The 22487-nt window shown below is 38.9% G+C and carries 17 protein-coding genes; 2 read left to right on the top strand and 15 right to left on the bottom strand.

From position 1 onward, the window contains the following. Positions 1-17: 17 nt before the first annotated feature. The 13 genes from ACIQXV_RS27860 to ACIQXV_RS27800 form a co-directional block, all read right to left on the bottom strand. Positions 18-419, bottom strand: a complete 402-nt coding sequence (locus tag ACIQXV_RS27860) for a hypothetical protein (protein WP_402965074.1) — start codon at positions 417-419, stop codon at positions 18-20. Then, positions 409-2025 carry an ATP-dependent acyl-CoA ligase gene (locus ACIQXV_RS27855; RefSeq protein ID WP_402965072.1) on the bottom strand — a complete coding sequence of 539 codons (1617 nt, stop codon included), beginning with the start codon at positions 2023-2025 and terminating at the stop codon, positions 409-411. Before ACIQXV_RS27855 ends, ACIQXV_RS27860 begins: the two co-directional genes overlap by 11 nt. Before the next feature lie 47 nt (positions 2026-2072). Beyond that, entirely contained in the window at positions 2073-2858 is a 786-nt protein-coding gene (locus ACIQXV_RS27850; protein ID WP_402965069.1) for an enoyl-CoA hydratase/isomerase family protein, read from the bottom strand. Between the two features lie 97 nt (positions 2859-2955). Continuing rightward, on the bottom strand, positions 2956-4623 hold the full coding sequence (locus tag ACIQXV_RS27845) for an AMP-binding protein (RefSeq protein ID WP_402965067.1): 1668 nt from the start codon (positions 4621-4623) through the stop codon (positions 2956-2958). Between the two features lie 66 nt (positions 4624-4689). Then, positions 4690-5457 (bottom strand): enoyl-CoA hydratase/isomerase family protein, encoded by a 768-nt coding sequence (locus tag ACIQXV_RS27840; RefSeq protein WP_402965064.1) that lies wholly within the window; start codon positions 5455-5457, stop codon positions 4690-4692. Positions 5458-5479: 22 nt separating this feature from the next. Next, complete coding sequence (locus tag ACIQXV_RS27835; protein WP_402965061.1) at positions 5480-7039, bottom strand: class I adenylate-forming enzyme family protein; 1560 nt, start codon at positions 7037-7039, stop codon at positions 5480-5482. Between the two features lie 35 nt (positions 7040-7074). Then, positions 7075-7884, bottom strand: a complete 810-nt coding sequence (locus tag ACIQXV_RS27830; RefSeq protein ID WP_402965059.1) for an SDR family oxidoreductase — start codon at positions 7882-7884, stop codon at positions 7075-7077. A gap of 11 nt (positions 7885-7895) precedes the next feature. Next, complete coding sequence (locus ACIQXV_RS27825) at positions 7896-9461, bottom strand: acyl-CoA carboxylase subunit beta (protein WP_402965056.1); 1566 nt, start codon at positions 9459-9461, stop codon at positions 7896-7898. Further along, on the bottom strand, positions 9461-10840 hold the full coding sequence (locus ACIQXV_RS27820) for an acyclic terpene utilization AtuA family protein (protein ID WP_402965053.1): 1380 nt from the start codon (positions 10838-10840) through the stop codon (positions 9461-9463). Before ACIQXV_RS27820 ends, ACIQXV_RS27825 begins: the two co-directional genes overlap by 1 nt. Positions 10841-10893: 53 nt before the next feature. Continuing rightward, positions 10894-11676: an enoyl-CoA hydratase/isomerase family protein gene (locus ACIQXV_RS27815; RefSeq protein ID WP_402965051.1), complete on the bottom strand. Its 783-nt coding sequence runs from the start codon at positions 11674-11676 to the stop codon at positions 10894-10896. 32 nt (positions 11677-11708) lie between these two features. Continuing rightward, entirely contained in the window at positions 11709-12062 is a 354-nt protein-coding gene (locus tag ACIQXV_RS27810) for an AtuA-related protein (protein ID WP_402965048.1), read from the bottom strand. Between the two features lie 26 nt (positions 12063-12088). Then, complete coding sequence (locus tag ACIQXV_RS27805) at positions 12089-12301, bottom strand: acetyl-CoA carboxylase biotin carboxyl carrier protein subunit (protein WP_402965045.1); 213 nt, start codon at positions 12299-12301, stop codon at positions 12089-12091. A gap of 18 nt (positions 12302-12319) precedes the next feature. Further along, on the bottom strand, positions 12320-13669 hold the full coding sequence (locus ACIQXV_RS27800; protein WP_402965043.1) for an acetyl-CoA carboxylase biotin carboxylase subunit: 1350 nt from the start codon (positions 13667-13669) through the stop codon (positions 12320-12322). A gap of 287 nt (positions 13670-13956) precedes the next feature. On the opposite strand from ACIQXV_RS27800, the gene ACIQXV_RS27795 reads away from it, so the two are divergent. Further along, positions 13957-16110 (top strand): sigma 54-interacting transcriptional regulator, encoded by a 2154-nt coding sequence (locus tag ACIQXV_RS27795; protein ID WP_402965040.1) that lies wholly within the window; start codon positions 13957-13959, stop codon positions 16108-16110. 34 nt (positions 16111-16144) lie between these two features. Here the strand turns inward: ACIQXV_RS27795 and ACIQXV_RS27790 are convergent, their stop codons facing one another. Together ACIQXV_RS27790 and ACIQXV_RS27785 are read right to left on the bottom strand one after the other, a co-directional pair. After that, on the bottom strand, positions 16145-17737 hold the full coding sequence (locus ACIQXV_RS27790; protein WP_402965037.1) for a long-chain-fatty-acid--CoA ligase: 1593 nt from the start codon (positions 17735-17737) through the stop codon (positions 16145-16147). 42 nt (positions 17738-17779) lie between these two features. Then, the gene (locus ACIQXV_RS27785; protein WP_402965035.1) at positions 17780-18928 is read right to left on the bottom strand and encodes an acyl-CoA dehydrogenase family protein; all 1149 of its coding nucleotides are present in this window, start codon (positions 18926-18928) and stop codon (positions 17780-17782) included. 511 nt (positions 18929-19439) lie between these two features. Here ACIQXV_RS27785 and ACIQXV_RS27780 point away from each other — a divergent pair. Further along, on the top strand, positions 19440-22472 hold the full coding sequence (locus ACIQXV_RS27780) for an efflux RND transporter permease subunit (protein WP_402965032.1): 3033 nt from the start codon (positions 19440-19442) through the stop codon (positions 22470-22472). The last annotated feature ends 15 nt before the right edge of the window (positions 22473-22487 follow it).

The following is a 22487-nucleotide window of genomic DNA, read 5'->3' as shown; positions in this document are numbered from 1 at the left end:
CCCCCTCGTATCTTTGGTTAAACATCTAACGAATTTGTCTCAATGACAGACTGTTTTTCTTCTGGATGAATAAATGTCCATGAATAAATCAGTGAAATGCTGGCACATACTAGCCAAATTCCTAAATAATAAATAGCTGTGCTTGATGTAATACCAAAAATTAATTTTCCATTACCAATTGGAGAATGGAGGGTTACCAAATCTAAACATAGTTGCAGCAGCAGGAATAGAACGGTGATGACGGTTGGTATCCAGATTAGTTTTTTATTAACGTTCAATTTTTTTGTTAAACCACCCAATAACAATAAACCCACTATCAACATGTAAGGGTAAATGACCAGTCGAAATGATCCGGTAAGCATCCCAATAATCACCAATAAAAGTAATGCAGCAAAAGCATAAACTGACTTATTGGACATTTGCCTCTACCTCCTCTAGAATACTTTTCAAAGAAACATACTCTTTTTTGGACTTGTCAAATGTCTTTGCGGAAAAAAGATTTTTTAGAACTGATTTTTGTACCTTTTGACTTGCAGTTTTAGGAAATTCTGAAACAAACTCGATAAAACGCGGCACCTTAAAATAGGCTAATCGCTCTGTACACCATTTAATGATTTCACCCTCATGAATGGTTGCAGAGCTTTCACCAGGTTTTAGAATAATACATACTCTTACCTCTTGTTCACGGATTGGATCAGGGAATGGTACTGCCGCAGCATCTACTACCTTTGGATGATTTCTAATACAGTCCTCAATTTCCATGGACGATATGTTCTCTCCACTTCTTCGGATAATATCTTTTTTTCGATCGACGAAATAAAAGAATCCTTCCTCATCCTGTCTTACAATATCTCCTGTATGAAACCAACCGTTACGCCAAGCTTCTTTAGTGGCTTTTTCATTCTTGTAGTAATATTTCATCATAGAACTTCCCTCAGCACGTACCTCCTCCTTTAATACAAGTTCCCCTGGCGTTCCAATAGGCACTTCTTTATCATCTCCATCCACCACTTTTGCTTTAATTCCTGGTAATACCTTCCCCATGCTCCCGGTCCCTAACTTCCGATCCCCTTTTATTGGGGTAATCATATTTAAACCGGTCTCAGTCATTCCAAAGACCTCCAGGGTTTTAAGGTTAAATCGTTTTTCAAAGGATTCATGAAATTTATAAGAAATCCCCGCTCCTAGACATAAATTAACCTTATGAGCTGTATCTAATTGACTTGGTGGAAGTGCATTCAAAATTGCAGGCATTACACCTAAGTAATGAAATTGGGTTGCACCATAACGGGCAACATCTTCCCACCAAGTTTTGGGATGAAACCGATCCAATAAAATGACACTTGCTCCAATTGTTAAAGCGCCCATTGTTGTTAAGATTTGTGGATTCATGTGAAAAAACGGTAACGGAGTTAAAAAACGGTCCTCAGAAGTTAGTTCTTGATGCTTTAACCAAAGCTTGGCATTGACTAAATAATAACTTTGTGAAACAACACACCCTTTAGGATTGCCGGTTGTACCTGAAGTATATAGAATGGCTGCATCATCATCTAGGGAGATTTCAACTGGGCTAATCTGCGGTAATTCATTCTTTATGAGTTCGTAAAATGAGAGGACTTCTGGGGTGTTACCTTTATCTATAACTATTACGTTTTCTACTATTTCGCATTCCCCACGAATGCTAATTATCATCTCTAAAGAATTAGAGTCTGTTAGGATGATTTTGGAATCTGAATTATTGATAACAAAAGTCGTTTCATTTTCTTTGAAAAAGGTATTAACGGGAACCATTACGGCCCCTAACTTATTTAACCCGATCCATGTATAAATAAATTCCTTACAATTGGGAAGAAAAAGAGCGACTTTATCACCTTTTTTTATTCCAAGTTTCTTAAAAGCATTTGCTACTTTTCCAGATTGCTCATGTAAAGTTGAAAAGGAGATTTCTTCATTTTCAAAATATAAAAAAGTCTTTTCACCAAATAATGTGGCAGCCCGTTCCACAACTTCTCTTATATTCTGCAATATTTTCCAACCCCCATAAATTAATTTAAACCCATTTATACTATTGGTTATTCTCCTAAAAATTGTGGTGTTCTTTTTTCATTGAATGCCTTAATGCCCTCTTTTGCATCCTTGCTTTTAAAAGCCTTCTGGGCGTAATCCCACTCAACTTTATAAGCTTCTTCTAAAGGTAAATTTTGCAAACCAATAACGGCTGCCTTGGTGGATTGAACAGCAATTGGACCATTCTGTAAGATTAATTCTGCATATCTGTCGACTTCCGCCATCAATTCTGCCTTGGAAACAACCTTATTTATTAACCCCATTTTTTCTGCTTCTTCCGCTGATAATTGTCTGCCAGTCAATAATATTTCCATAGCACGGCAATAGGGAATTTGTCGAGCGAGTCTTACTAATGATCCCCCTGCTGCCATAATCGACCATTTTGTTTCCGGAAGACCAAATGTAGCATGTTCAGCCGCAATTCTGATGTCCGTTGCTTGCAGCAGCTCTGTTCCCCCTGCTAAACAATGTCCGTTTACCGCTGCAATAATTGGCTTCGAAATAGGCTTGAATTTCATCATTGCATGATTAATTTTTGTTTCAAGTTCCTCATTTCGCTGTTCTCCCAATAAAGAGGGTATCGTTTTTTGTAAATCAGCACCTGAACAAAAGGCTTTTTCTCCAGCCCCTGTTATGATCACAACTCGAATATCTGTGTCACGTTCTGCTTCTTGGAATAAATCCCCTAATAAGTTCCATCCATCTGGTGTTAAAGCATTGTACACCTTTGGTCGATTTAAGGTAATGACAGCTCTATTTTCCGTTTTTTCATATATTACTTCTTTTCCCATTTCATCACCTTTAATCCTTTAAATTTAGAATTCTATCAATCGTATGAGACAGTCCATTTTTTACAAAACGAACTGACTTTCTGGATTACTAAATTTTTTAGTTATTTTGATTAACTGTGGTATATTTCTCCCGCAAACGATATTTTAGTATTTTTCCTCCTACAGTTTCCGGTAATCTATCAGTAAAGATAATTTTCTTTGGCGTTTCAAAACCACCGAGCTTGGACCGGCTAAATCCAATTAGTTCTTCTTCCGATAAAACCTCTCCATTTTTGAGAACCACTACCCCGGTAACCATTTCCCCCCATTTTTCGTGAGGTAATGCGATAATTGCGGCCTTTTCCACGGATGGGTGTTGTCTTAGGACGGCTTCCACCCGGATACTAGAAACATTTTCTCCGCCCGATTTAATAATATCCTTATAACGATCAACCATTATCGCTAACCCGTCTTCATCATACATACAACTGTCCCCGGAGTGAAACCAGCCATATTCAAAAGCTTTACGAGTCGCATTTTCATCTTTGTAATAACCCGACATCATAGCAGGAGAGCGATAAACAGCTTCACCTGGTATTTTAGGATCCGTTACAACATTCCCATTTTCATCCATGATTACAGATGCTAATAAAGGATTTGGCACACCAACGTAATTTAGTGCTGGAGCTGTCTCTTCGTGTATCTCAGGCCATTTATCCGGCCAAAAACGAAAACAGGAAATGGCTTCGGTCTGACCAAAAATCTCAAATGTAACTAAATCTTCCCCGCAAAGCTGCTTCAGCGTTTTTGTATAATCTGGGCTCAAAGCTGACCATCCGTACACGATTACTTTTAAACTTCTTGGGTTAAATTGCTCTTTCTCTTTTACGAATACATCAGTTAAGATGGTTAAAAATGCTGGAGAGCCGGCCCACAGCGCGGTTACCTTTTCCTCAGTAATGGCACTTGCCATAGCCTGTGGATTAAGTGTTCGCCCGATAACAAATGTCCCTCCTGAAAGAAAAGCAGGAAAGGCAAAGACCTGATCCGCCACATGAAAAACAATCGGTAAGAAGCTGCAAATTTTCAACTCATTTTCTATGGAAAGTCCTCTTGTCAATGATAGGGCGAAACTATAAGCTGCCATATAGGTGTTCGTGTGGGAAATCATAACGCATTTTGGCATGGTAGTAGTCCCCGATGTAAACAACATTTCCCAAATATCATCACCATGAATTTCTACATCAGGTTCATCTGTCGATTGACCAGTGAAAAAATCCTCAAACGACTGACTTCCTGGAATTACTGCTCCTCCAATAGGAATAGTAATATCGAGATGGATATTTTGTTTCTTAAAAACTGATTCAACTTTTGGCCAATGTTCTGAGTCTGCGATAAATAGTTTTGGTTCTACTAGGTTTATTAAATATGAGATGACATCAGGAGCCATCATTGTATTCATCGGAACTGCCACCAACCCTGCTTTGGCGATAGCAATTTTGGCGAGGAAGGCTTCTACAGAGTTGTCGCAAAACAAAAGTACCTTATCGCCTTTAACCAATCCCTTTTGCAACAAGGCATTGGCAAATTGATTTGCCTTATTGTCTGCCTGAAGATAGGAAAGTCTGGCATTTTCAGGATGGGCAAAAGCCCCCTCCCATCCCACCAATGCTTCCTTATCCGGGAAACTGTACCTTAACCTTTCTAGCATATCTCCCACACTGACTCGTTCCCACCTATTTACTCTTTTTCTCCCATAAAGGGATGTCACATCAAGGTTCATCATTTTTCATTCCTCCAAAAAGTATAGAATTATAAATTGGCTGCACAGCAAAATTGCCATCTGAAAAACCTATTTATTAAAAAAAACATCCATATATTCTTTAAATTCTTTACTTTTGAATCTTTCGGTTTGAAGGATCGCTTCTTGATGTAATGTTAGGTCTAACGAATCATTACTTGCTTTTACAAGTTGTTTAATATGTTTGTAAACATTTCCAGCGGTAAATTGGCGTGCATATTCAACGGATTGTTGTTGAAGCTCCTCATTGCCAACAACTTGGTTAACCAATCCTATTTGTATAGCCTCACTAGGTAGAATCGGTCTGCCGGTATAAAATATTTCTAAGCTTCTAGCTTCCCCTATTAGTTTTGGCAGTAAATAATGAGCGCCCATATCGGGAATTAACCCTATTCTGGAAAAATTAAAATAGATCTTTGTATTTTCAGCAGCAATCCGAATATCGCAGGCCAACGCAAGTGAAGCGCCGCCTCCTGCAACAGCACCGTGCAAACTAGCAATGGTTGGAATCGGCAGCTCATACCATACTTTTGCAAATCGAAGAATTTTAGAAATATAATTTTCTATTGTACTATTATCTTGTTCATATATATTTAGAAATTCCTTGATGTCTCCTCCGCTGCAAAAAGCCCGCCCGTCTCCACGAATGATGACTACCTTATACTTATTTGCTAAAGCCCCTCTTAGTTCGCTTGTCAAATGAAATAACTCATCTACCATGTTCATACTTAAAGCATTTAGCTGTTTGGGACGGGAAAGGGTAACCTCCAAAATGCCAGTTTCGGGTTCGGCAAGAATAAGATATTTATAATCCTTCAAGCTAGCACCCCCTTATAGGATACTATTTTGCATAAACATTTGAGAATTGATCGCGTAGAATAAATTTTTGTATTTTACCCGATTGAGTTCGAGGCAACTCCGGTACGAATTTAACATATTTAGGTTTTTTATAGCTTCCCAAATATTTACGGCAATAATCTATTACTTCCTGCTCAGTCGGGAGTGCGCTTTCATTTGGATGAATAATGGCCATAATAGATTCTCCCCATCGTTCATCAGGAACACCAATAATTGCACAATCATTTATCCCGGGATGTTTCCGTAAAGTGAGTTCAATCTCCTCAGGATAAATATTCATTCCTCCGCTAATAATCATGTCCTTTTTTCTTCCGACTATATAAAGGAAATTTTCCTCATCCATTTTGCCTATATCACCGGTATAAAACCAACCATCTTTAAAGGCATTTTGTGTTTTTTCTGGATTCCTCCAGTATTCTTTTACAATGGCTGGCCCCTTAACGATGATCTCTCCTGGCTGGCCTATCTGGACTGGCTGGCCCTGCTCATCCACAATTGAAATTAAATTGTGTAAAGTTGGTTTACCGCACGATCCAATTTTTCGAATGGAGTCACTCTTTTTTAGAGCTGAAACCGTTCCACCTATCTCGGTTGACCCATAAACCTGAATAACATCAACATGTGGACACACTTCCATTGTTTTTTCAATTAACGGTACAGGTACTGGAGCTCCGCCGCACATAATCATTTTTAGGCTTTTTAATTTTTTATCTAATGAATGACTAGTGCGATGCATGTCGTGCAGCATGATTGGGACCAAAAGAATTAAGCTTATTTTGTGTTTTTCAATATAATCTACTGTTTCGTTGATTTCATAATCTCCCATTCGCCTAATATGAACAGTACCGCCTTGGTGAAAAACGGACATGGTAAATTCATGGCGGCCGCCAATGTAGTTTAATCCTAATAAGACATATACACTATCGTCACTTGTAATTCGATAGTCCATACTTTGTTGAATGGAATTCCAAAGGACAGTTCCGTGCGTCCACACAGCTCCCTTCGGAAAACCTGTTGTCCCTGACGTGTAAATGATTTCAGCGGGATCATCCGCATCAACAAGGATATCTAATGGATCCGTTGCCGCGCCTGCTAAAACAGTAGAATAAGTCTTGCAATTGGGAAATTCACTTATTTCCTCTTCACCTAAATAAACAAGAGAAGCCCCGTTATATTCTCTTAGACTGCACTGAATATGTTCAACATGGTCACGATCAAAAACAATTACTTTTGGTTCTGCATGCTTTATTAAATGTCCAATTTCTACCGGGGAAAGCCTACTGTTTAAAGGAACCACTATTCCACCCGTTTCATAAATGCCAAAATTGATTTCCCAAAATTCCAAACAATTTTTGGTTACAACAACTACCCTGTCTCCCTTTCTGACTCCCATTTCATAAAGACCATTTGCAAATCCTAACGAACGATCTCTCAATTCCTTGTAGGTTAAACTTTCACCTTCAAATACAATTGCTTTCTTATTAAGATCTAGTCCCTCTCGTTTAATCAAATAAGAAATATTTAAATGATTGGTAAACCCCATGAAATTCTCTCCTTAAAAGAGCAAAATGATAAAGGTTAATATGGAAAAAACGTAATCCCATGTCCTAAGGAATTACCACCATCAATAATAATATTTTCACCAGTAATATAGCCGCTGGCATCACTAGATAAATAGGTTGCTAGCCAGCCTAGCTCTTCTAATTTTCCAACCCGTCTCAATGGTACGGCATTGATTGTATTTTCAATAAAATGAGGGTCAGCTGCAGCCATTTCATCCTGCATTCCCTCGGTGATGAAAAGTCCTGCCCCAATAGAATTTATGCGAATATGATGCTGCGCCCACTCTAAAGCAAGGTTCTTCATTAACCCATATACCCCGTTTCTAGCTGCAACTGAATGAGCAATCCCGGGAGCTCCCCGATGTAAAAAGGAAACTAGAATATTTGTTATGGCCCCTCCAGTTCCTTGTTTGATCATTTGCTTACCAACGCTCTGCGTGATATAAAAAGTTCCATTTAAATTGGTCCTGATGACGGCATCCCAGCCATTCTTTGACAGTTCTTCAGCCTTTTTAGGAAATTGACCGCCAGCATTGTTTATCAGGATATCTACTTTGCCATATCGGTTTACCGTTTCTGCCACAAGGTTTTCAACCTGATCCATTTCTCTAATATCAGTAGGGACGGACATTACTTCATACCCTTTAGCGATAAACTCTTTCTCTGTTCCTTTTAGAACTTCTTCCCGCCTGCCGGCTAGTACAAGCTTAGCGCCGACACTTCCTAATTGATTCGCAATTTCTTTCCCAATCCCGGTACCGCCGCCAGTTACAATGGCAACTTTTTCTTTCAGCAGATTAGTAGAAAAAATTTCTGACGCTTTCATGGAATTCCCCCTTATACTGGATGTACTGGACACTTTTTCTCACCAAAGGTGATATCTTTTGATTCGTAGTAATCAAAATGAACAATCGCCTCATTACGAAGCTGATTATATGGAATGACCTCATCAATGATGAGTTCTGAACCGAGGGCATATATGTTAATATCTTCCGAATATTCTTCTCTTAATCTCTGAATAAATTCAGGCCGTTCTTCTTCCGGCAATGCTTGGATTTTATTGTAATAGACTGCGTTAATGGCAGCCTCAGGACCCATGATGGCAATGGATGCTGATGGCAATGCAATAACCTTTTCTGGGTCATATGCTGGTCCGCACATCGCGTAGAGCCCAGCTCCATAACACTTTCTAACGATAACCGTCAGCTTTGGTACTGTTGCCTCAGAAACTGCCGTAATAAATTTTGCTCCATGGCGGATGATTCCTTTTTTCTCAACGGATGAACCGACCATATAACCCGGAACATCAGCAAGGAATAACAGCGGGATATTAAAAGCGTTACAAAGAGTCACAAAACGTGCTCCCTTATCAGCTGAATCCATAAATAATGTTCCACCCTTTACTTTTGGCTGATTGGCAACTATTCCAACTGCTCTTCCACCAATCCTGCCGAAACCAACAATTAGCTCCTGGGCAAACAGTTTTTTGATTTCAAACCAGCTTCCCTCATCGATTACTTGGTCAATTAATTCATGCATATTATAAGGACGATTCATATCCTCTGGAATGATTTCTTTAATTGATCTGCCCTGCATGGGAGAAACTGCTTCTGCCAGTTCAGGTGTTAATTTATAATTCTGCGGCATGTAGGAAAGATATTGTTTTATCAATTTAATGGCATCCTCATCATCCTTGGCTAATACATCGCCTAGCCCACTCGATGAGCAGTGCATTCTTGCGCCGCCCATTTCTTCCATGGTAGTTTTTTCACCAATGACCATTTCTACCATTCTGGTCGAACCCAAATAAGCACTCGCGTTTTTATCAACCATAATGACTAAATCGGAAAAGGCTGGAATATAGGCCGAACCTGCAGGTGAAGGGCCAAAATTAATACAAATCTGCGGCACCATTCCCGACATTTTCACTTGATTATAGAAAATCTTACCGGAATGCCTTCGCCCCGGGAAAATTTGAATTTGGTCGGTAATTCTCCCCCCAGCTGAATCGAGCATATAAATCATCGGGATTTTTAGTTTCATAGCTAATTCTTGAATACGAATCATTTTTTCTACTGATTTTGCCCCCCAAGATCCAGCCTTAACAGTAGGGTCTGCGGCTAAAAAAGCTACTTTTTTACCATTTATTTTGCCAATACCGGTAACCATGGCATCTGCTGGTAAATCGGGCTTTAGAGCCTCTGCTAATAAGCCCTCTTCCCGGAAGGATCCGGGATCAAGCAAGAGGGCGAGCCGTTCACGAACTAACAATTTGTTCTGTGCCTTAACTCGGCTGCGATACTTTTCCGCACCGCCTTCTTTAATTCGTTCCTTTTCCGCTTCAATTTTATCTTCCTTTTCTTGATTGCTTAGTTTAAATGTTTCGATTTGTGTTTTTGTCATCAGACTACCTCCTTATTTGCCGTTACAACCTCTACGGTTACATTGCTTTCAATGATATTTCGATCAATTAAGCAGGAAAACATTCCTAATAATTGCCGTGGTTTTCCCCCTTTACCTAAACCTCCACCCCCAAATGGCGGTCCATTGACTGCTAAAGGCGGAAGCAATCTTCCTAGTTTCGCTGCATCACTTTTCTCATTTGTTCGGATTGCAAAATACAAATAGATTTCATTTAAAGAATCCGTATCCACCTCGTGTGCTAATGGTCCATGCAAGGAATTATAGCCAATGTAACTGGTATGGATTTCTTCGGTTTTAATCCCCAACCTATCTATTTGCTTCCTTAAAATTTCCTCCGCTTTTTTAGCCTTTTCTAACGCGTGCGGCCAAGAGTAGCCCATCATTCCATCTCCTGCCCAGCCATTTTCATACCCCATTAACACTTTTAAGGTTGGCGGTGCCGGCTTTCCTTTTACATTGGATACCCGAACCTGGTCTGGACCGACATCTTCGAATACAGTAGTGGTAAAATCTACTATGACATCGGGAGTAATATAGTTATGCGGATCATGGATTTCATATAGGAATTGCTCTTTTACTGTTTCAACCGAAACCTTTCCTCCTGTGCCTTCGGTTTTGGTCAGAATGAACGAACCATCTTCATCCACTTCTGCAATTGGGTACCCAATATCGTCCAAATCGTCTACTTCCCACCATTTACCTGTATGGTTACCGCCCGTTACCTGTCCTGAACATTCCATCAAATGCCCCAAAAGAACAGCTGATGCGACTCGATCCCAGTCTTCAAAAGACCAATTAAACTCGTAGATTAGCGGTGCAGCAAATTGAGCTGAATCCGTAGTTCGGCCTGTAATTACCACGTCAGCTCCTTGCGTTAATGCTTCAACTATTGGTTTTGATCCCAAATAAACAGACGCAAATAGTAATCGATCCTCATATTGTTTCCATGTTTCTTCTTCATTTTTATGGACAAAATATGGACTTACTTCTTGTAAACGATCGTAAATATTATCCCCTTTGACAACGCCAATTTTGATATCATGGTAGCCCAGCTTTTCCGCAATTTTTTTGACTTCCTCTACTGCCCCATCTGGGTTAATACCTCCAGCATTGGTGATTAATTTAATCCCCTTTGGATAACATTCCGGCAAGAGTAAACTCATAGTTTGCGTGATATCCTTTGTATATCCTTTTGTTATATCCCTTTTTCGATCTTTTTCCAAAATGGCCATAGTTAACTCTGCCAAGTCATCAAAGCAGATATATTGAACATTACCTCTTTTGGCAATATCTAAGGCAGGTAAAATGGAATCACCATAGAATCCCATTCCCGCACCAATTCTTACTTTTTTCGACATTTCAATTCCCTCCCAATCATGGTAATCGCATTTTAAAAGAGATGCAGCTCCCGTTATCTTCCTTTCCAATTGGGCTGTCTTTTCTCTAAGAAAGCTTGGGCGCCTTCTTGTAGATCATCACTTAGGAACGAAATGACACGTAACGTGTTCGCATAATCCAATTTATTATTCCATTCCATATCCCGTGTTCTAACAAAGCAATCCATCCCGATTTTTACAGCTAATGGACTGGCAGAGGCTAACTGTCCGGCAAATTCCAATGCCTCCTGCATTACATTTTCATCAGGTACTACTTTGTTAACTAATCCATATTCCTTTCCTTTTTGGGCTGTAAAAATCTCACCGGCAAAACTAATTTCCAAGGCTTTCTTACTCCCAATCGCTTCAATGATGACGGGAAGAATCACTAATGGGAACAATCCTAATTTGATTTCGGTCGTTCCTATTTTTGCCTTCTCGGATGCTATCGTATAATGGCAGGCAGCAACTAAACCTAACCCGCCGCCCAAAGCATGACCGTTAATGGCTCCAATCACAGGCTTACGTAGGCTTGTAATTGTTTGAAATAATATGGTTGTAGCCTCTCCCTCTTTATGAACCTGACTGGCTCGTTTTTCTTGATATGCCGCAAACTCCTTTATATTTCCTCCAGCACAAAAGGCTTTTCCTGCACCAGTTAATACAATCACATGAACATCCTCATTTGCTTCAGCAGACCTAAATGCATGTATCAATGAATAACACATTTCCTGTGATAAAGGGTTCCTGCTTTCCGGGTCATTCATTTCTATTACACCAATGTTATTCTCTATTCGGTAACAAACTAATTCACTCATCATATCCTCCAATGATCATGTTTTTGTGATTTTCACTGTGGACTACCATTCCAGCCCCCCAAAATCTCTTCGGGCACCTCTACTTCCATTCTCAACAGGGCCGCACTTAAGGATTTCCCCAGGTTATCCATTCGCAATGAAGAAGCAGCACCACCACCAAGTGCATCATGTAGTATAAATTTTAACGCTAGCACATTTGGGACCTCATAACGTTCAACTTCCCCTGTTGACACTCCTCTAAAATGTTCTTTGACCTTTTTAGCCGTAACAAGACTTTTTAAGACCTCATAAATTTGAAGATTTTTGGCAAAAAGAGAAATATCAGAAATATTTCCTTTATCACCAGATCTTGAAAATGCAATCTCTGCAAGCTTTACACACTGCATATTAGCCTCTCCTTTCAAATTTTTTATTAGACTTGTAGTTTTACTACTACCTCATCTTCCTGAACAAAATCACCTTCATTTTTTACCACGGCTTCTACCACTCCTGATACTTCTGACACAATAGGAATTTCCATTTTCATCGATTCTAAAATCGCTACTTCCTGTCCTGCATCCACTTGGTCACCTACTTTAACTAATAACTTCCATAAGCTTCCACTCATATTTGATTGAATATTCATTCCTAATCCACTCCTTTTTTATTTATTTACAGTATTGTTACGCATTTTATTTACAAGATTAGTTGAATAAAATCCACTTTGAAATTCTTTATTCTCTAATACCTCTACCAATAAAGGAATATTTGTTTTAATTCCTGTAATCTTTGTTTCCAGAAGGGCTGTTTTCATTTTTTGAATACTTTCCTCTCTAGTCGTTCCTTTTACAACTATTTTTGCAATCATTGGATCGTAAAAAGGTGTAATAGTGGTTTCATTCCTAATCGCAGTATCGATTCTTATATTGTCAGGCCAAACCAATTCCGTGATTTTCCCAGGTGAAGGGAAAAAACGTACAGGATCTTCTGCATAAATACGGCATTCCATTGCATGCCCTTTTCTTTGAATGTTTTCTTGCAAGCTTGGTAATGGTCGCTGATTGGCAATTTCGATTTGCCATTCTACAAGATCTAACCCGGTGATTTCTTCTGTAACCGGATGTTCTACCTGAAGTCTTGTATTCATCTCTAAGAAATAGAAATTCCCTTGGTCGTCAAAGATAAATTCCATTGTTCCAAGATTGTGATATCCAATCCCGGCAGCACCCTTTAACGCAGCTAGTTTTAATTCCTCCCATTGGCTAGAGTCAATGCTAGGTGAAGGACTTTCTTCCATTACTTTTTGATGTCGCCGCTGAACCGAACATTCCCTCTCAAATAAATGAACCGCATTCCCAAAAGAATCAATTGCAATCTGTACTTCAATATGTCTTGGATTTTCAATATACTTTTCTATAAAAATAGCGGAATCTCCAAAAAATTTCTCTGAACGGCTTTTGGTTGAGGTAAATGCCTTTTCCAGTTCCATATCTGAATAAACCAGCTCCATCCCGATACCTCCACCGCCTGCACTGGCCTTTAACATTACGGGATAGCCGATGTAGTTTGCCAATTGAATGGCTTCTTCTACCGATCCAATGGCATCTATACTTCCTGGGACAACGGGTACGCCGAGTTCCTTCATTCTTTTTCTCGCTTCAATCTTACTGCCCATCATTTTAATGACTTCACTTGATGGACCAATAAATACAATTCCTTCCTTTTCACAGCGATCGACAAAATTACTGTTTTCAGAAAGAAACCCATAGCCCGGATGTATGGCGTCCACCTTAGCTGTTAAAGCTGCATTAAGAATTTCATCTACTTTCAAATAGCTTTGGAATGCTGGAGGTGGTCCGATTAAAAACGCCTCATCTGCAGCTTTTACATAAGGCATTTGCTCATCAGCTTCTGAATAGACGGCTACAGTTTGAATTCCTAACCGTTTACAGGTTTGAATAATTCTATCTGCTATTTCTCCTCGATTCGCAACTAAAATCTTTTTAATATTCATCCTAACCCTCCAATCCGGATTCAATCATAATTCAATCAAATGTGCCTACACTTCTTATTAGTGCAATAATCATGCCAAGACAATTAGAAAGAAAATAGATCATGTATATGGCCGTACTGTAAACTTTACTGGCTGTGATTGTCACATTAATTAACAAGTGTAAAGATTTTTAACACCATGAGTATTCTATAGGATTTCATTTTGATTTCAGAATAATTGTATGATTCTAAAAATTTGTTATAATAAATAATAGGATGTACAATTTTTTTACAGTTGTAAGGGGGAGTTTGGTCATCAAGATTATGAAGGAATTAAATATTAAAGATTATTATTCCGAGGCATTGAAACTAACTGAATCGGCCAAAATTTCAGATGTGATTATAGGCTTTTTGCAACAGCGCATTGATGTTGCATGTATTGTCGATAAAAATGATTTCCCAATTGGTATAGTCAGTAAATATTCTGTTTATCGCTCGATATTAGAAGGAAATAAGATCCATTCATCCGTCAAATCCATTCTCCAACGGAATGTACTAACTGTTAGCGACCAAGAAACGTTTAAATATGTTAAAGATGTTTTATTAGAACATAACGTAGCCCATGGAATAGTGATAAATAAGGAAAATAAGGTAATCGGTGTAATTAGCAAGGCAGATATCATTCAGGGTTTTTTACATGAGACTGGTATCCTAGTCAATCAATTATCAGGTTTAATTGAAAACCTTCAAGAGATTGTCATTTCAATTGATGTAAATAAAAAAATAGTAGCCTTCAATAGTGCCGCAGAAGAAGTTATTCAATTGAAAAAGGAAGCGATTATTGGGAAAAATATTGAAGAGTGTTTTCCGGAGATTTCTCCTTATCTAGTAGAATCTTTCGAAGAGGTTAAATCCATCAAACAGCAGAAAGTGTCAATAGGTCCCGTGATCGGAATCGGTTCCTTTATCCCGATCACGTATAAAGAGCATACTAGCGGTGCCATTGCGATTATCAAAGATATTACAACATTAGAAGAATTTGCCCAGGAACTCGAAACTACAAAGAATCTCCAACAAACACTTCAACAGGCAATTGCACTATCTTATGATGCCATCCTAATAATAAAGAAAGAAGGGAGAATTACCCTGACCAATCAGGCTTTCTTAGATTTTTTTGAAAAAGAAGAAAGAAATATTACCAATCAGTATATTACTGATGTTCTACCAGCACTTACAAGATTCGCTACTAATCCAGACGTAAAAAAAGAAATATTCACCATTAATAACAAGACAGGTATATTAACCAAAGAATACATTGTTCATTCAGGGAAAGAAGTTGGTATGATAATTAAAATCATCTCTAACCAACTTGATCAATGGAAAGAAATGTTTTACCGGATGGATAAACTAGAAAATGAATTAAATTTTTACCGAAGTGAATATGAAAAACTTACGAAAAATTCTTCATTCGACATAATTAAATCGAATAATAAAATAATGGCTAATCTCAAACACCAAGCTTTTTTATCAGCAAAGAACAATTCTACAGTACTTATAACCGGAGAAAGCGGTACGGGTAAGGAACTCTTTGCAGAAGCCATACATAAAGAGTCCGGAAGAAAAGGGAATTTTGTAAAAGTAAACTGTGCAGCGATTCCTTCAGAATTGTTAGAATCAGAATTCTTTGGTTATGTAGATGGTGCCTTTACTGGGGCTAGGCGTGGTGGGAAACTTGGAAAGTTTGAATTAGCTGACAAGGGGACACTCTTTTTGGATGAAATTGGCGACATGCCTTTGGCACTGCAATCTAAGCTGCTAAGGGTTCTTCAAGAACGAAATTTTGAAAGAATCGGTGATCATCGCACTCGGACTGTGGATGTAAGAATTATTGCAGCAACAAATAAAGACTTATTACAGATGGTCCAGGATGGGGAGTTTCGAGAAGATTTTTATTACCGAATCAATGTTGTCACCATTCCCATTCCCCCATTAAGGGAAAGAGCGGAAGATGTTCCTTTACTGTGCAATTATTTAATTAACAAGTTGAATATGAAATTAAATAAGCAGGTAATCGGTATCAGTCCGGATGCGTTTATCATTTTAAAGAAGTATTTCTGGCCAGGCAATATCCGCCAATTAGAAAACATTTTAGAAAGGGCCATGAATTTTGATGTAAAAAGCTGGATCGATACCATTCATTTACCAGTAGAATTAACAATAAATAACCACAAACATGATGAACTAACAAATAAAACCAGTTTCACAATTCCCCAAGAATCTCCCTTCAATACAAATGAACATGGATCACTAAAGGAGTCAGAAAAGACACTTATTATTGAGACATTGAAATCCGTTCAGGGGAATCGTTCAAAAGCAGCGGAACAGCTTGGTATCAGTAGAACTACCTTGTATAATAAACTAAAAAAATTGAATATCGATATGAACTTGTTGTTTCATAGCTAAAAAGGAGACTAGGAATCACTAGTCTCCCTTTTAACTATTTAATTAATTTTTCATTTTCGTATAAATCTATATGATTGTTTCGAAGTATATGCTTTTGTATTTTACCAGACGAGGTCATCGGAAATTCTTTTACAATAACCACTTTTTTCGGAACCTTAAACCCTCCTAATTGACGTTTACAAAGGTTCACAATTTCTTCCTCGGAAATTTCTACATTATCTTTCGAGATCACAAATGCTGTTAATGCTTCAGTCCAACGCTCATGCGGAAGCCCAACAACAGCAACATTCTGTACATTTTGATGTTGAAAAATTACTTTTTCCACTTCAATTGACGATACATTTACCCCGCCTGTTTTTACCATATCTTTTTTCCTATCTACAAACCAGAGAATTTGATCGTCATCAAAATATCCGTAATCACCGCTATGAAACCAGCCATGTGCAAAGGCTTCATCCGTCTTTTCTTTATCATTTAAATAACCTTCCATTGTCTGCGGGCTCCGATAAACAATTTCTCCTATCTCTTTTTCAGGCAAAATGTTACCTTTTTCATCCATTACCGCTACTTCAACATTTACAGCAGGCGTTCCAGCCGCTCCCGGCTTGACTAATTGATGTTCCGGGCGAAAAACTGTTGCAACAGGCGCCATTTCGGTTTGGCCAAATAGGAGAGCAAAATCACATTTAAATACATCATGTGCTCTTTTCAATTCGTAATCTGGCATCGGAGCCATGGCATATACACACAGCCTTAATGATGACAGGTCATATTCGATTCTTTTTGGGTGTTCAAGCAAGGCACGATACATCATGGGCAGACCAAAAATTTGTGTGGCCTTTTCCTTTTCAATTAATGCCATCAATGTTTCGGGTTCAAACTTTTTCATAATTATAGTTGTTCCTCCTGCCAAGAAAACAGGAGTTGTGATGGCATTTAACTGGGCCACATGATATAAGGGCATCATAGCAATTGAGACGTCCTGGTCTGAAAATTTCAAGTCAAAAGCTGTACCCAAGGTGTTAAAATAAACAGCAGTGTGACTACTCATAACACCTTTTGGATTAGAAGTAGTTCCACTCGTATAAAGACACTGCATTAAATCTCGATCGTCTACATGGCAAAGAACCTCCGTACCATCTTGATTTCTCCAGATTGAGTTCCATTCATGGAATCTTTGGTTATTATTACTCTCATTTAAGTCGGAAAGTCCGCCTATCACAATTACATCTTTAAGTGTGATCATATCCCTGCTCGATTGTATGTGTTCAAGGAATTGACATTCCACAACTACCGCTTTTGAATGAGAATCTTGAAGAATATATTCGATTTCATTTGGGAGCAATCCTGTATTGATAGGAACAATGGTAATTCCAGCTTTTGCACATGCAAAATACGTAAGGACAAATTCTATTGAATTACTTGATAGGATGGCAAGTCTATCGCCTTTTACCAACCCAATAGCCTGAAAGCCTTGTGCCACTTTGTTTACCATTTTGTTCAGTTCTTCGTAGGTAATTCTTCTTTCTCCTTCTACTAAAGCAAATTTATTCGGGAATCTTTTCGCACTCCTTTTCAATATATCTCCCATATTTATCCTGTGAACCAAATTATACTCTAGCGACATTCAAATCCTCCTTGTCATCCTTAGGAACTGTTCATACTTAATTTAAAAAGTTTTCACTCCTAATAATTCACGAGCAATAATCAATCGCCTTACTTCAGAGGTTCCTGCACCTATTTCATATAGTTTCGCATCTCGCAAATAACGATTAACAGGATAATCTAGCATATAACCATATCCGCCATGAATTTGAACCGCTTCTAACGCCACCTTCGTTGCCGTTTCCGCTGTAAAAAGAATAGCAGATGCTGCTTTTAAGGTTACTTTCTTTCCTTCTGCAGCCTCTTTAGCAGCATCATAGGTTAAAAGTCTGGATGCCTGTAAATTTGTATACATATCAGCAATTTTTGCCTGAATTAACTGGAAGTTTGCAATTTCTTTTCCAAATTGAGTTCTTTCCTTCGAATATTTAACCGCCTCACGAAATGCTCCTTCTCCAATGCCCAATGATAAAGCTGATACAACAACTCTTTCAATGTCTAATCCGCCCATCATGACTTTTATTCCTTTATTTACCTCTCCTAAGACATTTTCAACTGGAACCTTGCATTCATCAAAAATCAATTCACCTGTTACAGACCCGCGATTTCCCATTTTCTCCAATCGTTTTGATACTGAAAATCCAGGGAATCCCTTTTCGACGATAAAGGCAGTGATTCCGTGAGCACCCTTTTCCTTATCCGTTTTGGCATAAACAATCAGTACGTCCGCAATTGGGCCATTTGTGATAAACGTTTTACTTCCATTAAGGATATAATAATCCCCTTCTAGCCGGGCAGTCGTCCCCATTCCTACAGCATCCGACCCTGACCCGGGTTCTGTTAATCCTAGCGCACCAATTATTTCCCCACTGCAAAGGCCAGGTAAGTATTTTTCTCTTTGTGTTTCATTTCCATTATGGTAAAGATTGTGAGTACATAGATTAGAATGGGCTGCGTAAGAAACTGCTATTGCCGCACTATATTTTGCAATTTCTTCCGTAACCATTGCTTGCTCTACTGGTCCAAGACCAGTACCTCCATATTCCTCAGGTATAGTAATCCCAAGGACCCCCAGTTCCCCAAGCTTCTTCCAAATCCAATTTGGAAATTCATCGGTTCTGTCCATTTCTTCTGCTATTGGTGCAATTTCCTTTTGGACAAAGGTTGCAATTGTCTTTCGTAAAATACTAAGCTCTTCAGAAAACTCCATCATCGTTCCTCCTCGTACTTCCATTTTTTTATAGTTTCATTGATTAATTTTTTCTTACCTTTTAGATTTACAATTGCTTAACTACTTTTCATGCAACTATTGTGCCAAAAACAACAACACATTCCATGCTGTATTAAGATTTGTGTTCATTTTATACATGTCAATTTTTCGTACAATTGTTTAATATTTATACATGGTTTATAGTGCCGTTATCTTTATACCTTTATAAATTCTACAGTAAGCTTTGAAAACCTTGTTTAAAATTGAGCGGACCAATCCATGGTTATTTCTTCTTTTTATCTGTGCCTTTAATGCTACTCTTTCAAGCCCATCTTGCGCGAATTCTACATCTGCTTTTGGCATTGCTGGCTTATAACCGGCTCCAAAAACAAAGTTGGCGCAAAAACGGGATATATTAATTTTTTGTAAAATTAAGAAAAAACTACTGGTAAATATTCCCTAGAAGAGGTATAATTTACCTGTTTTGATAACTTGAGAACTAGGGGGAACTTTTATGACTTGGTTTACCAAATGGGCATTGCGGAACAAAGCGGCATTGGTTTTCGCTGTAATGGCCTCGATGATTTTTGGCATATTTAGTTACACCACGATTCCAATGGAACTGATGCCATCTGCCGACCAGCCATACATAACCATTTCAACTGTTGGAAACGGTATGGATGCCGTAAGCATGGATGAACAAGTTACACAGCCAATTGAAAAGGCATTGAACGGCGTTAGAGGAAAACAAAGTGTCGTTGCACAAACAGGAAATAACTTTAGCCAGTTGACAGTCACATTTGAAACAAAAATTGATGTAAAAGAAGCTAAACAGCAAATTGAAGAAAGAATTTCAATGGTCAATCTCCCCAATGGGGTCATGAAACCATATGTTATCAACCTCAACACATCTGAAATTCCGATTGTTGAATTAGGTCTCACCTTTGATAAGGAAATTGGCAATCAAGAACTAAATATCGTAGAAAACGAGATTATGCCGATGTTCAAAGACTTAAAAGGTGTCGGCAATGTCATCACCAATGGCGGAAATAATCAACAAGTGATGATTAAAGTTGATCCTGCTAAATTAGCGGCAGCAAATTTCCCGCTTGAAAAGCTATATACGCTCCTTCAAGGGAAAACGGCTTCCGTTGCAGTGGGCGAACAAACGATGAACAACGAAGCAACAAGCATTATCGTAACAGGAAAATTAGAAACGCTCGATGAACTTAAAAACATCCAGTTAGACAATAAGACAAAACTACAGGATGTAGCTGCTATTACCTTGCAAGAAGATACCGAAAGCATCATCCATCTGAATGGAAAGAGCTTTATCGACGTTGTTATTCAGAAGGATTCCACCTCCAATGCCGTAACACTTGGAAATCAGGTGGAAGACGCAGTAAAAAAAATCAATAAGGATTACAAGGGAACCCTTCAAGCAACAATCGTGATGAATTTAGGAGATACCGTTCTTGATTCCATCAATTCGATGACAAGAGAAGTATTGACCGGGGCATTATTTGCCACCCTAATTATCTGGTTATTCCTTCGCAGTTTCCGAATGACCCTGATCACGATTATCAGCATACCATTGTCCTTATGCATGACGATGATTCTACTTTCCTTCTTTGGCGTTACCTTAAACATCCTCACGCTTGGAGGAATTGCAGTATCTGTCGGACGGCTAGTAGATGACAGCATTGTCGTAGTGGAGAATATTTACCGAAGAAAGCAAAATAATGAATTAACCCCTGCCTTTCTTATAGAATCAGTTAAAGAAGTGGGATCAGCTATCACGTCATCCACTCTCACAACAGTAGCAGTATTCCTGCCAATGCTGATTGTTTCGGGAGGATTAAGAGATCTAGTTGCTCCGTTTGCGATTACGATCACTTGTTCATTACTATCTTCACTGCTAGTTTCACTGACAGTGGTCCCAGCACTCAGCGCCCGGATGATGAAAAAGGTGAAGATGAAGGAACACAAGACGAAATCCTTCTACCCTTCATTGTTGAAATGGTCACTTAATCATAAATGGCTTCCAATCACGATTGCGATTCTCGTTGTAGCCGGGTCCGTCGGTTTATTCATGACTATGCCTAAAGGTTCAGTCGATCAGAAAGATTCCGCCTACATAGCAATCGGCCTTCGCTATGATAACGGAACTCCATTTAGCGAAATAAAAGACGGTGTTGCAAAAATGGAGAGCATTCTTTCAGAAAAAGAAGGGGTAAAAACCCATATTACAGTGGCAGGTGTCAATGAGGATGCTGCACAATATGGCAACCTGCAAGAGGCAAACGTAGTTCGATTTATGATTTTTCCTAAAGAAGGGATCGATTCTGCCAATTTTGCAAAAGACATCCGAAAAACAAAAGACCAGTTTCCAAATGCGGAGCTGACGGCTGAAACAGCAGGCTTGCTCGGAACCAATGCGACTACTGTTTCCATTGATGTCATCGGAAAGAACGACGACGACATCAAAAAAGCAGCTGATATGGTGAAGAAAGAAATAAACAGCATAGATGGTGTTGAAAAAGTAGAAAGCAACGATCAAAATACAAAACCAACCATTAGCATTCAGGTGGATTCCAAGTTATCAAATGCACAGGAAGTCGCTCAATCTATTTATGCTATGATAAAGCCTGCAGTGATTGGAAACATTAAGATTGATGGACGGAGCACCGCCGTACAATTAGGAGCACTAAAAGAGATTCAAACGGTGGACGATGTAAAAAATCTGCAGCTGATGACGCCAGATGGGCCTGTTGCTTTATCAAGCATTGCGAATGTTGAAGAAAGTAATGAGCTGGGGACTATCTTTACAAAAGACGGCCATCATTATCTACAAGTAACGGCTCAAGTGAATCCGGACAAAATGGTAGACGTTGCCGGAAAAATTCAGCAGCAGCTCCTAACTTGGAACAAAGATGAAACATTTTCCAATGGAACAAGTGCAGAACTTACCGGTTCTTCCATGCAGTCTTCCGATCAATTAGGGGAACTCGCTAAACTGTCTATGTTATCAATTGGAATCGTGTTTATGATTTTGCTCGTGACATTAAAGTCGTTCCGGGCAAGCATTGCGATCTTGATTACATTGCCGCTTGCAGCGATCGGTTCGTTATTAGGACTCGTGATGACCAACTCAAGCATCAATATTTCTTCTGGTATCGGAATGCTGATGCTCGTTGGAATTGTGGTAACCAATGCCATAGTGCTGGTTGACCGAATCCGTCACAATGAAGAAACAATGACCATTCGGGAAGCGATTATGGAAGCAGGAACCGTACGACTGCGTCCGATTCTTATGACAGCACTTGCCACTGTCTTTGCCATGTTGCCGCTTCTAGTTACACATGAATCGGCGATGAGTTTAAATCTTGTTTCAAAGGGACTCGCTGTGGTCGTCATTTTTGGACTCATCGTGTCTACCCTTTTGACACTGATTATTATCCCAACATTCTATGAATTATTCCATTTCCGGAAAGCGAAAAAACAAAGGCTGCAAGCTAACCAAGTAACTGGAACATTAGGTCAGTAAAGGTTCAGTTTGATA

It is taken from the genome of Neobacillus sp. NPDC097160 (genome assembly GCF_044762155.1).
Classification (GTDB): Bacteria; Bacillota; Bacilli; order Bacillales; family Cytobacillaceae; genus Neobacillus.
Note: the sequence above shows the minus strand (reverse complement) of the source record. Positions and strands in the feature narration are given on the sequence as shown.